12 protein-coding genes are annotated in these 14,525 nt (G+C 60.8%); 4 read left to right on the top strand and 8 right to left on the bottom strand.

Going from position 1 to position 14,525, the window contains the following annotated elements:
* Positions 1-207: 207 nt before the first annotated feature.
* The 7 genes from ACX0MV_RS16385 to ACX0MV_RS16355 all read right to left on the bottom strand — a co-directional run bounded on the left by ACX0MV_RS16385 (position 208) and on the right by ACX0MV_RS16355 (position 8,396).
* A complete protein-coding gene (locus ACX0MV_RS16385) occupies positions 208-1,107 on the bottom strand; it encodes an ABC transporter permease subunit (RefSeq protein WP_458983587.1) in 900 nt (299 codons plus the stop codon).
* A 73-nt stretch (positions 1,108-1,180) separates the two neighbouring features.
* Positions 1,181-2,062 carry an ABC transporter permease subunit gene (locus ACX0MV_RS16380; RefSeq protein WP_458983894.1) on the bottom strand — a complete coding sequence of 294 codons (882 nt, stop codon included), beginning with the start codon at positions 2,060-2,062 and terminating at the stop codon, positions 1,181-1,183.
* 26 nt (positions 2,063-2,088) lie between these two features.
* A complete protein-coding gene (gene potA / locus ACX0MV_RS16375; protein ID WP_458983586.1) occupies positions 2,089-3,231 on the bottom strand; it encodes a polyamine ABC transporter ATP-binding protein in 1,143 nt (380 codons plus the stop codon).
* A gap of 319 nt (positions 3,232-3,550) precedes the next feature.
* Positions 3,551-4,645 (bottom strand): polyamine ABC transporter substrate-binding protein, encoded by a 1,095-nt coding sequence (locus ACX0MV_RS16370; RefSeq protein ID WP_458983585.1) that lies wholly within the window; start codon positions 4,643-4,645, stop codon positions 3,551-3,553.
* A gap of 141 nt (positions 4,646-4,786) precedes the next feature.
* Complete coding sequence (locus ACX0MV_RS16365; protein WP_458983584.1) at positions 4,787-6,160, bottom strand: aspartate aminotransferase family protein; 1,374 nt, start codon at positions 6,158-6,160, stop codon at positions 4,787-4,789.
* Between the two features lie 81 nt (positions 6,161-6,241).
* On the bottom strand, positions 6,242-7,600 hold the full coding sequence (locus ACX0MV_RS16360; RefSeq protein ID WP_458983583.1) for a glutamine synthetase family protein: 1,359 nt from the start codon (positions 7,598-7,600) through the stop codon (positions 6,242-6,244).
* Positions 7,601-7,643: 43 nt separating this feature from the next.
* Positions 7,644-8,396, bottom strand: coding sequence for a gamma-glutamyl-gamma-aminobutyrate hydrolase family protein (locus tag ACX0MV_RS16355; protein ID WP_458983582.1), 753 nt, complete (start codon positions 8,394-8,396; stop codon positions 7,644-7,646).
* Positions 8,397-8,672: 276 nt separating this feature from the next.
* On the opposite strand from ACX0MV_RS16355, the gene ACX0MV_RS16350 reads away from it, so the two are divergent.
* The 4 genes from ACX0MV_RS16350 to aguA all read left to right on the top strand — a co-directional run bounded on the left by ACX0MV_RS16350 (position 8,673) and on the right by aguA (position 13,254).
* Positions 8,673-10,049 carry a glutamine synthetase family protein gene (locus ACX0MV_RS16350; RefSeq protein WP_458983581.1) on the top strand — a complete coding sequence of 459 codons (1,377 nt, stop codon included), beginning with the start codon at positions 8,673-8,675 and terminating at the stop codon, positions 10,047-10,049.
* Between the two features lie 208 nt (positions 10,050-10,257).
* Positions 10,258-10,896, top strand: a complete 639-nt coding sequence (locus ACX0MV_RS16345) for a TetR/AcrR family transcriptional regulator (RefSeq protein WP_458983580.1) — start codon at positions 10,258-10,260, stop codon at positions 10,894-10,896.
* A 289-nt stretch (positions 10,897-11,185) separates the two neighbouring features.
* A complete protein-coding gene (gene aguB / locus ACX0MV_RS16340) occupies positions 11,186-12,064 on the top strand; it encodes an N-carbamoylputrescine amidase (protein ID WP_458983579.1) in 879 nt (292 codons plus the stop codon).
* Positions 12,065-12,147: 83 nt separating this feature from the next.
* Positions 12,148-13,254 carry an agmatine deiminase gene (gene aguA, locus ACX0MV_RS16335; protein WP_458983578.1) on the top strand — a complete coding sequence of 369 codons (1,107 nt, stop codon included), beginning with the start codon at positions 12,148-12,150 and terminating at the stop codon, positions 13,252-13,254.
* Between the two features lie 89 nt (positions 13,255-13,343).
* Here the strand turns inward: aguA and ACX0MV_RS16330 are convergent.
* The coding region (locus ACX0MV_RS16330) for an OprD family porin (RefSeq protein ID WP_458983210.1) at positions 13,344-14,525 on the bottom strand (1,182 nt) is incomplete at its 5' end.

Here is a 14,525-nt window from a genome sequence, read left to right as displayed (position 1 = left end):
AGCTTGGGTACCCGCCGCCTGATTGCCTGGCAGCGTGGAAGGAACACTTGATAGACCGGAAACGAGGCTGCCAGTTGCTGCCGCGAGCCTAACCGGCGGTCGGAACGTCGAGCGCTTTTCAGGTATATAAAAGGCTCTGCGGTCGCTGCACACAACGACAGCGCCATAAAAAAGGGCCACCGAAGTGGCCCTTTTTGCGCGCGCCGATTAAGCGGCGACGTGTTGCTGCGAAGGATCGCGGCGGCTGTCGGGACCCGCCTGCCGGCTGGCGCCGGTGGTTTCTTCCATGGCTTGCTGCAGCGCTTTCTTGCGTTTCTCTTCGGCGCGATGGGCGAAGAACCAGATCAGGAAGGTGATCAGCGATACCGACAACAGTATCAGGCTGGCGACCGCGTTGATCTCCGGCTTCACGCCCATGCGCACGGCGGAAAACACTTCCATCGGCAGGGTGGTGGAACCGGGCCCGGAGACGAAGCTGGCCAATACCAGATCGTCCAGCGACAGGGCGAACGACATCATGCCGCCGGCCGCCAGCGAGGGGGCGATCATCGGGATGGTGATCAGGAAGAACACCTTCCAGGGCTTGGCGCCCAGGTCCATCGCCGCCTCCTCGATCGACAGGTCCAGCTCGCGCAGCCGCGCCGACACCACCACCGCCACATAGGCGGAGCAGAACGTGGTGTGGGCGATCCAGATGGTCAGAATGCCGCGTTGCGCGGGCCAGCCGATTAGGTCGGCCATGGCGACGAACAGCAGCAGCAGCGACAGACCAGTGATCACCTCCGGCATGACCAGCGGCGCAGTGACCAGGCCGCCAAACACCGTGCGGCCCTTGAAGCGGGTCACCCGGGTCAGCACGAACGCGGCCATGGTGCCTAGCGCCACGGCGGCAATCGCGGTGTAGCAGGCGATTTCCAGCGAGCGCATCACGGCGCCCATCAACTGGCTGTTATCGAGCAGGCCGGCGTACCACTTCAGCGACCAGCCGCCCCACACCGTGACCAACCGCGAGCCGTTGAAGGAGTAGATCACCAGGATCAGCATTGGCAGGTAGATAAACGCCAGGCCGACCCACAGCATGATGCTGGAGAAACGGTAACGTCTCATGCGCGGCCCTCCGTTTCTTCGGCCTGATTGAGGATTGAAAGCCGGTTGAACAGGAGGCCCATCAGACAATGACTCATGCCCTGCCCTCCATTTCCTTGGCTTGGTTACGGTTAAACAGGATGATCGGCACGATCAGGATCGCCAGCATCACCACTGCAAGGGCGGACGCCACCGGCCAGTCGCGGTTGTTGAAGAACTCCTGCCAGAGCACCTTGCCGATCATCAGAGTTTCGGGGCCGCCGAGCAGCTCGGGAATCACGAACTCGCCGACCACCGGGATGAACACCAGCATGCAGCCGGCGATGATGCCGTTCTTGGACAGCGGCACGGTGATTTTCCAGAAGCTGTTGAAGTTGCTCGAACCCAGGTCCGATGCCGCTTCCAGCAGGCTTTGGTCATGCTTTACGAGGTTGGCGAACAGCGGCAGGATCATGAACGGCAGGTACGAATAGACCACGCCGATATAGACCGCGATGTCGGTGTTGAGAATCCGCAGCGGCTCGTCGATCACCCCGATGGACTGCAGGAAGCCATTGAGCAGGCCATTGCTGCTGAGGATGCCCATCCACGCGTATACGCGGATCAGGATCGCCGTCCAGGTCGGCATCATGATCAGCAGCAGCAGTACGGTCTGCATTTCCTTGTTGGCTCGGGCGATCGCGTAGGCCATCGGATAGCCGATCAGCAAACACAGCACGGTGCTGACCAGCGCCATCTTCAGCGAGCCGAGGTAGGCCGACAGGTACAGGTCGTCCTCGCTGAGGAAGATGTAGTTGCCCAGGTTGAGCACCAGGGAAAACTTGTTCTCCGCCCAGGTGTACACATCGGTGTACGGCGGAATGGCCACGTCGGCTTCGGCGAAGCTGATCTTCAAGACAATGATGAAGGGCAGCAGGAAGAACAGGAACAGCCAGAGGAACGGCACCCCGATGACGAAGTGGCGCCCGCTAGGCATACGGCGGCTGATGCTTCGGGAAATATTCATGAGCGCAATGCCACCCCGCTGTCGTCCTCCCACCAGACGAACACTTCGTCGTCCCAGGTAGGCCGTGCGCCGCGCCGTTCGGCATTGGCAACAAAGGATTGCACCACCTTGCCGCTTGGCAGCATGACGTGAAACACCGAGTGACCGCCCAGGTAGGCAATGTCGTGCACGGTGCCGCGCGACCAGTTGTATTCGCAGGTCGGCTGCTCGGTGGTGACCAGCAATTTCTCCGGGCGGATGGCGTAGGTGATGCTCTTGTCCTGCACCGAGGTGCTGACGCCGTGGCCGACGAAGATATTGCGTTCCAGGTCCGGGCTGTCGATCAGCGCGTGGCCTTCCATGTCCTCGACCACCTGGCCTTCGAACAGGTTGACGCTGCCGATGAATTCGCACACCAGGCGGCTGGTCGGAGTTTCGTAGATGTCCACCGGACTGCCGATCTGGGCGATCCAGCCGAGGTGCATGATGGCGATGCGCTGGGCCATGGTCATGGCCTCTTCCTGGTCATGGGTCACCATCACGCAGGTCACGCCGACGCGCTCGATGATCTCGACCAGTTCGAGCTGCATCTGCGAGCGCAGCTTCTTGTCCAGCGCGCCCATGGGCTCGTCGAGCAGCAACAGTTTCGGGCTTTTCGCCAGGGAGCGGGCCAGGGCCACGCGCTGACGCTGACCACCGGACAGCTGATGCGGCTTGCGCTTGGCGTACTGGGTCATGTGCACCAGCTTGAGCATTTCTTCGACGCGGGCGTCGATTTCGGCTTTCGGCAGTTTGTCCTGCTTGAGGCCGAAGGCGATGTTGTCGGCCACGCTCATGTGCGGAAACAGCGCGTAGGACTGGAACATCATGTTGATCGGCCGCTCGTACGGCGGCAGGTCGGTGATGTCCTGGCCGTCGAGCCAGATGCGCCCTTCGGTCGGCCGTTCGAAGCCGGCAAGCATGCGCAGCAGGGTGGATTTGCCCGAGCCCGAACCACCAAGCAGGGCGAATATTTCGCCCTTGTTGATGGTCAGCGATACATCGTCGACCGCCACGGTTTCATCGAACTTCTTGGTCACGCGCTCGATCTTGACCAGCACCTCTTTCGGTGTCAGATCGCCCTCGAGGACCTTTTTATAGGCACTGGAAGCAACTGCCATTCCCAAACTCCCCACAAAAGTAGCGCCCGGCCGGCGGACGGTTGAACTGAGTGAATCGATTCGAGCAACCCGCTCGCCGTGGAAGGCGGGGAGATGCCTGCGAGATTTTCAAAAAAACGGATCTGTGGCTCTTGGGGGTCGAGCGGACCGCCAGGGGCGCGAACGATAAAAAAGATTGTCCAGGACTACCAGTAGCGACGCGCATGGCAGGGTCAGTTTGGGCATCGACCATGAGTCCACCCGCTCTGCGGCATCCTTTTGCATCAAGGTTTCTGGCGGGCGTTCCCGCCAGAAACCGATCACAGCCTGTTACCAGGGCTTACCGGCCCGACTTGACCTTGGTCCAGCTGCGCGTAACGGCGCGCTGTACGGCTGGTTTCAGCTCGGAGAAGGTGTACAGCTTCTTGCTGGCCGCCTCGGTCGGGTAGATGCCCGGGTTGTTGCGGATTTCCTCGGCCACCAGCGGCGTTGCGGCGCTGTTGCCGTTCGGGTAGGCCACGTAGTCGGAGATCGGGGCGATCACTTCCGGCTTGAGGATGTAGTTGAGGAAGATGTGCGCTTCTTCGACGTTCTTCGCGTCGGCAGGAATCGCCATCATGTCGAAGAAGGACGCGGCGCCCTCTTTCGGGATGGTGTAGGCCACCGGCACGTTGTTCTTAGCTTCTTCGGCGCGCGCTTGGGCCTGGAAGATATCGCCAGACCAACCCAGGGCGACGCAGATGTTGCCGTTGGCCAGGTCGGAGATGTACTTGGAGGAGTGGAAGTAGGTGACGTAAGGGCGCACCTTCATCAACAGCTCTTCGGCTTTCTTCACATCTTCAACGCTGGTCGGATTCGGGTTGAGGCCCTGGTAGTGCAGCGCCGCGGCATACACTTCATCCGGTGCGTCGAGCATGGAAACGCCACAGGACTTGAGCTTTTCCATGTTTTCCGGCTTGAAGATCACGTCCCAGGAATCGATGGTGTCCACCCCCAGCGCCGCTTTCACTTTCTCCGGGTTGTAGCCGATGCCGGTAGTGCCCCACAGGTAGGGGAAGGCATACAGGTTGCCTGGGTCGGCAGTTTCCAGCGCTTTCATCAGGTCGGGGTTGAGGTTCTTCCAGTTTGGCAGCTTGGACATGTCCAGCTTCTGGAACACACCGGCCTTGATCTGTTTGGCCAGAAATTGGTTGGACGGCACCACCACGTCGTAGCCCGAACCGCCGGAGAGCAGCTTGGCTTCCAGGGTTTCATTGCTGTCGAAAACGTCGTAAACCACCTTGATGCCGGTCTCTTTCTCGAAATTCGCCAGGGTGTCTTCGGCGATGTAGTCCGACCAGTTGTAGACGTGCAGCACTTTATCCTCGGCTTGCGCAACGCCAGTAATGGCGCCCACCAGGGACAACGCGAGAAGGGTTTTGCCGAATGTTTTCATGCTTACAGCTCCTGTTGTCGTAATTGTTTTGCCAGCGGGTGATACAGCCAACCTGCACCACCTCCCGGTGAGCCTGACTGACGCACTGGCGCAGTCTGGCAAGGACAGGGCACTTTTTACAACTTTCAGACGTTACACCCCTTAAGCCGACACCGCCTGCGCGGTGAGATCAAGGCAGTGGCGCGCCTTGGCGACCAGTTCATCGATTTCCGCCGGGCTGATGACCAGTGGCGGCGAGATGATCATGGTGTCGCCCACCGCGCGCATGATCAGCCCGTTATTGAAGCAGTGGCCGCGGCAGATCATGCCCACGCCCTGCTCACTCGGATAGCGCGTGCGTGTTGCCTTGTCCTTGACCAGTTCGATCGCGCCGAGCATGCCGACGCCACGCACTTCGCCCACCAATGGGTGGTCGGCCAGTTCACGCAGACGCTTTTGCAAATACGGTGCCGTTTCTGCCTTGACCCGTTCGACGATTTTCTCTTCACGCAGGATTCGAATGTTTTCCAGCGCCACCGCCGCCGCTACCGGGTGCCCGGAGTAGGTAAAGCCGTGGTTGAAGTCGCCACCCTGGTTGAGCACGTCGACGATTTCGTCGCGCACGATCAAGCCCCCCATGGGGATGTAACCGGAGGTCAGGCCCTTGGCGATGGTCATCATGTCCGGGGCGTTGCCGTAATAGTCGCTACCGAACCACTCACCGGTGCGGCCAAAGCCACAGATCACTTCGTCGGCAACGAACAGGATGTCGTAACGGCTGAGGATTTCACGCACTTTCGGCCAGTAGCTGTCTGGCGGAATGATGACCCCGCCGGCGCCCTGGATCGGCTCGGCAATAAAGGCGGCGACCTTGTCCGCGCCGACTTCGAGAATCTTCTTTTCCAGCTGCTCGGCGGCCCAGATGCCGAACTCGTCCGGCGTCATGTCGCCGCCTTCGCCGAACCAGTAAGGCTGCGGGATGTGCACGATGCCCGGAATCGGCAAATCGCCCTGCTCGTGCATGTACTTCATGCCGCCCAGGCTCGCGCCGGCTACCGTCGAGCCGTGGTAGCCGTTATGCCGGCTGATGATGACCTTCTTGTTCGGCTGGCCCTTGATCGCCCAGTAATGACGAACCATGCGCAGCATGGTGTCGTTGCCTTCCGAGCCGGAGCCCGTGAAGAACACGTGGTTCATGCCCTCGGGGGCGATTTCGGCGATGGTCTTGGCCAGTTCCAGCGCCGGCGGCGTCGCGGTCTGGAAGAACATGTTGTAGTAGGGCAGCTCCTGCATCTGCCTGGAGGCGGCATCGGCCAGCTCCTTGCGCCCATAACCGACGGCCACGCACCAGAGCCCGGCCATCGCGTCGAGAATCTTGTTGCCCTCGCTGTCCCACAGGTACACACCGTCGGCCTTGGTGATGATGCGCGGGCCATTTTCGGCCAACTGCTTGAAGTCGCTGAACGGCGCCAGGTGATGGTCGCGGCTCATGGCCTGCCATTCACGGGTTTTCGGATTGGTAACCGGGTTAGTCATATCCACACCTTTAATAGGCGACGTTGTACGTCGCGAGCGCCGCAGAGGCCGGCAAGCCCGGCCTCTGCAAACGCAGCCGTTTTACACCGACAGCAACAGGAACTCGCGTTCCCAGGAACTGATCACGCGCTTGTAGTTTTCATGCTCGGCCCGCTTCACCGCGACATAGCCGGCAATGAACTTGGAGCCCAGGTACTGCTCAATGGTTTTACAGGTTTCCATGCGCTCCAGCGCCGCCTCCAGGGTCAGCGGCAGGCGCAGGTTGCGGCGCTCGTAACCGCGACCCTTAACCGGCGCGCTCGGTTTGATGCCTTCGACCATGCCGATGAAACCACAAAGCAGACTGGCCGCCAGCGCCAGGTACGGGTTGGCGTCGGCACCGGCCAGGCGGTTCTCCACGCGGAGGTTCTGCGGCGTCGCGTCCGGCACCCGCAGGCCGACGGTGCGGTTCTCCTCACCCCATTCCACATTGACCGGCGCGGAGGTGTCCGGCAGGAAGCGGCGGAACGAGTTGACGTTGGGGGCGAACAGCGGCAGCAGCTCGGGGATGAATTTCTGCAGGCCACCGATATGGTGGAGGAACAGCTCGCTCATCGAACCGTCTTCGTTGGAGAAGATGTTCTTGCCAGTCTTGCGGTCGATGATGCTCTGGTGCAGGTGCATGGCGCTGCCCGGCTGATCGGTGATCGGCTTGGCCATAAAGGTTGCCGCCACGTCGTGCTTGAGCGCGGCTTCGCGCATGGTGCGCTTGAACACCAGAATCTGATCGGCCAGCGACAGGGCGTCGCCGTGACGGAAGTTGATTTCCATCTGCGCCGGGCCTTCTTCGTGAATCAGGGTGTCAAGGTCCAGGCCCTGAATCTCGCACCAGTCATACATGTCTTCGAACAGCGGATCGAATTCGTTGGCAGCATCGATGGAAAACGACTGGCGACCAGTCTCCGGGCGGCCCGAGCGGCCCATCGGCGCCTGCAGCGGGAAGTCCGGGTCTTCGCAGCGCTTAGTCAGGTAAAACTCCATCTCTGGCGCGACGATCGGCTGCCAGCCTTTGTCGGCGTAGAGTTTCAGGACCTTTTTCAGCAAGTTGCGCGGCGACAGCTCGATCGGGTTGCCTTGCTTGTCATAGGTGTCGTGAATCACCTGGGCGGTTGGCTCGATGGCCCATGGCACCAGGAATACTGCGTTTTCATCCGGACGGCAGATCATGTCGATGTCGGCCGGGTCGAGCAGGCTGTAGTAGACGTCGTCCTCGACATAGTCGCCGGTTACGGTTTGCAGCAGCACACTCTCGGGAAGGCGCATGCCCTTCTCGTCGAGGAACTTGTTGGTCGGGGAGATCTTGCCGCGGGCAATGCCGGTAAGATCGCTGACCAGGCATTCAACTTCGGTGATTTTGCGTTCTTTCAGCCAGCTCGAAAGCTGGTCTAGTTTGGTGCTCATAGAGACCTCAGGGTTGGTGAGAGCCGACCTATATATAGTCGGCTCAACGTTGCCCCGCCCTCTTCCTGCAAGCCTCACCAAAGGCCTGGAAGATGGCGAGATAATTCGGGTTGGATCGTACCTGGTACTCGGGATGCCATTGCACCCCTAGCGCGAAGCTTTTCGCAGCATCGACGGAGAAGGCTTCGATCAACCCGTCAGGCGCCAGTGCTTCTACGCGAAGGCCCGGCGCCAGACGTGCAACGCCCTGGCCATGAATGGAATTGACGATAATCTCGTCCGGCAAGCCGAGGCCGGCGAGTAGACCACCCGGCTGCACCCGCAGCGGATGGCGTGGTGCATATTGCACATCGAACGGCTGATCCGCCGGTTCGCGGTGATCCATCAGCCCCGTCACCTCGTGCACACGCGGGTGCAGGGTGCCACCCAGGGCCACGTTGATTTCCTGAAAGCCGCGGCAGATGCCGAGCAGCGGGATGCCCGCGTCGAGCGCCAGGCGAATCAGTGGCAGGGTGGTGCCATCACGCTGGGACTCGTGTGAGGTGCCAGTCGCACTGGCCATGCCCTGGTAATGATGGGGCTCGATGTTGGACGGCGAGCCGGTAAACAGCAGGCCGTCCAGATTATCGATCAGCGCGGGTAGGTCGAGCAGCTCAGCCAGAGCAGGGATGATCAGCGGCAGCCCACCGGCACCCACGACCACGGCGCGAACATACTTATCGCCGGTGGTATGGTGGGTTTGAGGGCCTAACTGCTTGGTGCAAGCGGTGACGCCGATCAACGGCAGGCGCGACATGAGACACCCGTTTTATTGCTGTTATGGGTTTGAGCGGAGCTTAGCCTTGTTCATTTTTTTACACAATAGTCATGTAAAAAATTGAACACACCCCACTGAGCACCGCGTAAAGCCGAGGCTGCGGCCGGGAGCAAATGCCCTGAAACGCCCTGAAATTGGCCACAGAGCCCTTTTTTAGGGCAGAATGCACGTGTCTTGACAGTGCTAGGGGTTTAAGATTGACTCTCTCCTGTGCAGTCGCATGATTGATATTTTTAACAAGAAAGGTGTTGCATCATGTCGGTACCCCCGCGTGCCGTTCAGCTTAACGAAGCGAACGCGTTCCTTAAGAAACATCCTGAGGTCCTGTTCGTCGACCTTCTTATTGCAGATATGAATGGCGTGGTGCGCGGCAAGCGCATCGAGCGCGCAAGCCTCCACAAGGTTTACGAGCGCGGCATCAACCTGCCGGCTTCCTTATTCGCCCTGGATATCAACGGCTCGACGGTGGAAAGCACTGGCCTGGGTCTGGATATCGGCGACGCCGACCGTGTCTGTTTCCCCATCCCCAACACCCTGTGCTACGAGCCATGGCAGAAGCGCCCGACTGCGCAGTTGCTGATGACTATGCACGAGCTGGAAGGCGAGCCGTTTTTCGCCGACCCGCGGGAAGTGTTGCGCCAGGTGGTCGCGAAGTTCGACGAACTGGGCCTTACCATTTGCGCCGCCTTCGAACTCGAGTTCTACCTAATCGACCAGGCCAACGTGAACGGCCGCCCGCAACCGCCGCTGTCGCCCCTTTCGGGCAAGCGCCCGCATTCGACCCAGGTGTACCTGATCGACGACCTCGACGAATACGCCGAGTGCCTGCAGGACATCCTCGAAGGCGCCAAGGAGCAGGGCATCCCGGCCGATGCCATCGTCAAGGAAAGCGCCCCGGCGCAGTTCGAAGTCAACCTCCACCACGTCGCCGACCCGATCAAGGCCTGCGATTACGCACTGCTGCTCAAGCGCCTGGTGAAGAACATTGCCTATGACCATGAAATGGACACCACTTTCATGGCCAAGCCGTACCCGAATCAGGCGGGCAACGGGCTGCATGTGCATATTTCGATTCTCGACAAGGATGGCAACAACATCTTTGCCTGTGATGATCCGGTGAAGAACGATGCATTGCGCCACGCGATTGGCGGGGTGCTGGAAACCATGCCGGCGTCGATGGCGTTCCTCTGCCCGAACGTCAACTCCTACCGGCGTTTCGGTGCCCAGTACTACGTACCGAACTCACCGTGCTGGGGCATCGACAACCGCACCGTAGCCCTGCGCGTGCCGAACGACAGCGCCGATGCCGTGCGCATCGAGCACCGGGTCGCAGGTGCGGATGCCAACCCCTACCTGTTGTTGTCGGCGGTGTTGGCGGGCGTGCATCACGGCCTGGTCAACAAGATCGAGCCCAACGCACCGGTGGAAGGCAACTCCTACGAGCAGAACGAGCAGAGCCTGCCGAACAACCTGCGCGACGCCCTGCGCGAACTGGACGACAGCGAAATCCTGGCGCGCTATATCGACCCCAAGTACATCGATATCTTCGTGGCCTGCAAGGAGAGCGAACTGGCCGAGTTCGAAAACTCGATCTCCGACCTTGAGTACAACTGGTACCTGCACACCGTTTAAAGCACGACCCGACGCCGGCCCTGAGCCGGCGTTGTTTTATCTGCCAATCCCGCCGAATCAGCCTTCACCTCGCGAGCCTTTGCGTCGCCCTGACTGCGTACCCCTGAAACGGCGGCGTGATCGCGGGCAACACCAAGGCTTAGACAGCCGCTTGCGTCTGCAGCGCCGGCTGACGTCCAATAGCGCGTCCTTCGCCGAGATGAACGCCATGTCGCGCCCCGTCGCCACCCGCAAACCCCGCGCCAGCAGCCAGACCCGAATCGCCGGCATTCTCGCCGCAGCCCGCGCCTTGCTGGCCGAACAAGGTGTGGCCGGCCTGTCGATCTACAGCGTCGCCGAGCGCGCGGAGATCCCTCCGTCATCGGTTTATCATTTTTTCGCCAGCGTGCCGGCCCTGCTCGAAGGCCTGACGGCGGACATCCACGGCGCATTTCGCGCCTGCCTGCAGGAGCCCATCGCACACGAGGCATTGGCGACCTGGCGCGATCTGTCGCGCATCGTCGAGCTGCGCATGCTCGCCATCTATGGCGAGGATCCGGCGGCCCGGCAGCTGATTTTGGCCCAGCACGGGCTGGCCGAAGTGACCCAGGCCGACCGTCAGCACGACATCGAGCTGGGCAAACTGATGCAGGCGGTTTTCGAGCGGCACTTCGCCCTGCCAAGCCTGCCTGAAGACATCGACGTGTTCGCCCTGGCCATGGAATTGGGTGATCGGGTCTACGCCCGCTCGGTGCAACTGCACGGCACCATCACCCCACGCCTGGCCGAAGAAGGCATGCGAGTGTTCGACGCCTACCTCAGCCTTTACCTGCCGCTGTACCTGCCCAAGCTCGCAACGCCACGATAGCCGAGTAACTGAACTCACGGCCTGACTACGCTTTCTCTTCCACCGGCCTATTGAAGGCTATGAAGCACTGTATGGCGCTGAAGCTGTAGTTGCAGAAATAATATCGATATATATCTGCATAAGCATCGATATTTAACAGCTATAAACATTTAATAGCTTCCAAAACAGATTTTTATCGATTATAAAGGCATCCATGATTGGCTTCAGCCGGGCGTCTGTGACACAGCAATGCCGCACCTCGCCTGCTAGCCTGTATCGACTACCACCTATTGTCCTAATGAGGTGCTCCATGTCCCGCATCGTCACGGTCGCCGCCACCCAGATGGCTTGCTCTTGGGATCGCGCTAACAACATCGCCAATGCCGAAAAGCTGGTGCGTCAGGCTGCGGCCAAAGGGGCGCAGATCATCCTGATCCAGGAACTGTTCGAAACGCCGTACTTCTGCCAGAAGCCCAACCCAGACTATCTGCAGCTGGCGACCACCGTGGAAAGCAACGAAGCCATTGCGCATTTCCAGAAAATCGCCAAGGAGCTGCAGGTGGTCCTGCCGATCAGCTTCTTTGAACTGGCCGGACGTGCTCGCTTCAACAGCATCGCGATCATCGATGCCGACGGCAGCAACCTCGGCACCTACCGCAAAAGCCACATTCCAGACGGCCCCGGTTACCACGAAAAGTATTACTTCAATCCCGGCGATACCGGCTTCAAGGTGTGGAATACCCGCTACGCGAAGATCGGCGTGGGCATCTGCTGGGACCAGTGGTTCCCCGAGTGCGCGCGCAGCATGGCCTTGATGGGTGCCGAGATCCTGTTCTACCCAACCGCCATCGGCAGCGAGCCGCATGATTCCAACATCACCTCGCGTGACCATTGGCAGCGCGTGCAGCAGGGCCATGCCGGCGCCAACCTGATGCCGCTGGTCGCAAGCAACCGCATCGGCCGCGAAGACCAGGGCGACTACCACATCAACTTCTATGGCTCGTCGTTCATCGCCGATCAGTTCGGCGCCAAGGTGCAGGAAGCCAACGAAACGGACGAGGCCGTGCTGATGCACACCTTCGACCTCGACCAGCTGGAGCACATCCGCAGCGCCTGGGGCAGCTTCCGCGACCGCCGGCCGAACCTGTATGGCCCGATCAAGACGCTGGACGGTTCGCTCGAATCCTGACCGCTCCACCCGAGAACCGACTGATTAAGTCCGTAGGAATGGGCTCGCTGCACGCCCATCCTACCCAGCTGCAGGTAAGCCTGATGACGACCTTGACCACTACTCCACGTGCCGATGGCTTTCGCATGCCGGCCGAATGGGAGCCCCACAGTCAAACCTGGATGGTCTGGCCCGAACGGCCGGATAACTGGCGGCTCGGCGGCAAGCCGGCGCAAGCGGCGTTCACCGCCGTGGCCAAGGCCATCGCCGAATTCGAACCGGTGACGGTCTGCGTCTCCGCCGGCCAATACGAGAACGCCCGCGCGCGCCTGGACCACAGGGCGATTCGTGTCGTCGAGATCAGCACCGATGACGCCTGGGTACGTGACACCGGGCCGACGTTCGTCACCAACGATCAGGGCGACGTGCGCGGAGTCGACTGGACATTCAATGCCTGGGGCGGTCTTGAGGGCGGCCTGTACGCCAACTGGGTGCGTGACGATCAAGTCGCACGCAAGATTCTCGAAATCGAAGGCTGCGCGCGCTACCGAACCGAGGAATTCATTCTCGAAGGCGGTTCGATTCATGTGGATGGCGAAGGCACCCTGATCACCACGGAAGAGTGCCTGCTCAACCACAACCGCAACCCGCACCTCAATCGCGAGGCGATCGAGCGGGTGCTGCACGAGCACCTCGCCATCGATCAGGTGATCTGGTTGCCGGATGGCCTGTTCAATGACGAAACCGATGGCCACGTCGACAACTTCTGTTGCTACGTACGCCCGGGCGAAGTGTTGCTGGCTTGGACCGATGACCCGCAAAACCCCAACTACCCGCGCTGCCAGGCCGCCATGCGCGTGCTGGAACAGGCACGCGATGCCAAGGGCCGGCAACTGCTCGTGCACAAGATGCCGATTCCCGGCCCGCTTTACGCCAGCGCTGAAGAGTGCGCCGGGGTCGATCTGGTCGCCGGCAGCCAGGCACGTGACCCTTCGATCCGCCTGGCGGGCTCCTACGTCAACTTCCTGATCGTCAACGGCGGCATCATCGCCCCGCGCTTCGACGACCCGCAGGACGCCGAGGCCGAAGCGATCCTCACGCGCCTGTTCCCTGAACACCGGGTCGTGATGGTGCCGGGCCGCGAGATCCTCCTCGGCGGCGGCAACATCCACTGCATCACTCAGCAGCAACCCGCCCCGCAGCAGCGCTAAGCGATAAAAAAAATCCCGGCACCAGGCCGGGATTTCTTTTTGTGCTGCCACCGCCGAGTTGGATGCAACAACTCAGCAGACGGCGCCTGTCACAGCAGCGGCAGGGTGTAGCTGACGATCAGACGGTTCTCGTCGATATCGCGACCGAAGTTGTTGCGCATGGTCGCGTTACGCCATTTCAGGCCGAGGTTCTTGAAGGTGCCTTCCTGAACCACATAGGCGATGTCCATGTTGCGTTCCCATTCCTTGCCATCCGCCAGCGCGCCGCGGTCGATGTTGTCGCCCGTCAGGTAGCGGGTCATGAAGGTCAGGCCGGGAATGCCGATGGAGGCGAAGTTGAAGTCGTAACGCGCCTGCCAGGAAGTTTCGTCCTTGGCCGCGAAGTTGCCGATCTGCACGTAGTTGACCAGGAACGGGTCAGTACCGCCGACGTAGGCGAAGCCGGTGTCGCCGCTCATCTTCTGGTAGCCGAGGCCGAGGCTGTGGCCGCTCAGCGCGTAGGTAACCATCGCACCGAAGGCCTTGTTGTCGACATTGCTCACCCCGTCATCGGTGGAGCGGGCGTAGCGCAGGTCGGTTTTCAGCGACTGCTTGTCGCCCAGTGGCAGCACGTGCACCAGGTTGAAGGAATGCTGCTTATACATGTCCTCCAGGTTGCTGTAGTAGTAACCGCCGGTGAGGCTGTCGGTGAGCTTGTAGTTGCCGCCGGCGAAGATGAACTCGTTCGACTGGTTGGGATTGCCGCCGAAGGTAATTCCGCTCAGGGTGAACTGATTCAGCGTCATGTCTTCGTAATCGGCGGAGTTGCGGTTGTTGACCTCGTCGAGGTAACCGGCGTCGAGGGTCAGCCCGGCGATGTCCTTGGAGACGATGTTGCCGCCGCGGAACACCTGCGGCAGCAGGCGGCTGTCGCTGGAACCGATGGCCTGGTTCTTCAGCTGCAGCGAGCCGACTTTGAGCACGCTTTCGGAGATCTTCGCCTTGGCCGTCAGGCCCAGGCCGCCGTAGTAGTCCTGCGAACCGCCGGAGCGATCCGGGTTGAGCAGGCCGCTGCCGGAGGTGCCGTCACCGGAGTCCAGCTTGAAGCCCAGGGTGCCCAGGGCATCGACGCCAAAACCGACGGTGCCTTCGGTGTAGCCGGATTCCAGACGCAGCAGAAAGCCCTGCGCCCATTCTTCCTGCTTGGACTGGCCGGCGTCTTCGCGGAAATCACGGTTGAAATAGAAATTGCGCGCTTCGATGCTCGCTTTGCTGTCCTCAAGGAACGCGGC

It is taken from the genome of Pseudomonas cistanchae, assembly GCF_054483635.1.
This window is presented reverse-complemented; position numbering and strand designations above follow the sequence as displayed.

Coding starts and splice junctions, on each gene's coding strand:
- aguB (WP_458983579.1), top strand. CDS start 11,186: ATGTCCCGCATCGTCACGGTCGCCGCCACCCAGATGGCTTGCTCTTGG.
- ACX0MV_RS16360 (WP_458983583.1), bottom strand. CDS start 7,600: ATGAGCACCAAACTAGACCAGCTTTCGAGCTGGCTGAAAGAACGCAAA.
- aguA (WP_458983578.1), top strand. CDS start 12,148: ATGACGACCTTGACCACTACTCCACGTGCCGATGGCTTTCGCATGCCG.
- potA (WP_458983586.1), bottom strand. CDS start 3,231: ATGGCAGTTGCTTCCAGTGCCTATAAAAAGGTCCTCGAGGGCGATCTG.
- ACX0MV_RS16345 (WP_458983580.1), top strand. CDS start 10,258: ATGTCGCGCCCCGTCGCCACCCGCAAACCCCGCGCCAGCAGCCAGACC.
- ACX0MV_RS16350 (WP_458983581.1), top strand. CDS start 8,673: ATGTCGGTACCCCCGCGTGCCGTTCAGCTTAACGAAGCGAACGCGTTC.
- ACX0MV_RS16365 (WP_458983584.1), bottom strand. CDS start 6,160: ATGACTAACCCGGTTACCAATCCGAAAACCCGTGAATGGCAGGCCATG.
- ACX0MV_RS16370 (WP_458983585.1), bottom strand. CDS start 4,645: ATGAAAACATTCGGCAAAACCCTTCTCGCGTTGTCCCTGGTGGGCGCC.
- ACX0MV_RS16380 (WP_458983894.1), bottom strand. CDS start 2,062: ATGCCTAGCGGGCGCCACTTCGTCATCGGGGTGCCGTTCCTCTGGCTG.
- ACX0MV_RS16355 (WP_458983582.1), bottom strand. CDS start 8,396: ATGTCGCGCCTGCCGTTGATCGGCGTCACCGCTTGCACCAAGCAGTTA.
- ACX0MV_RS16385 (WP_458983587.1), bottom strand. CDS start 1,107: ATGAGACGTTACCGTTTCTCCAGCATCATGCTGTGGGTCGGCCTGGCG.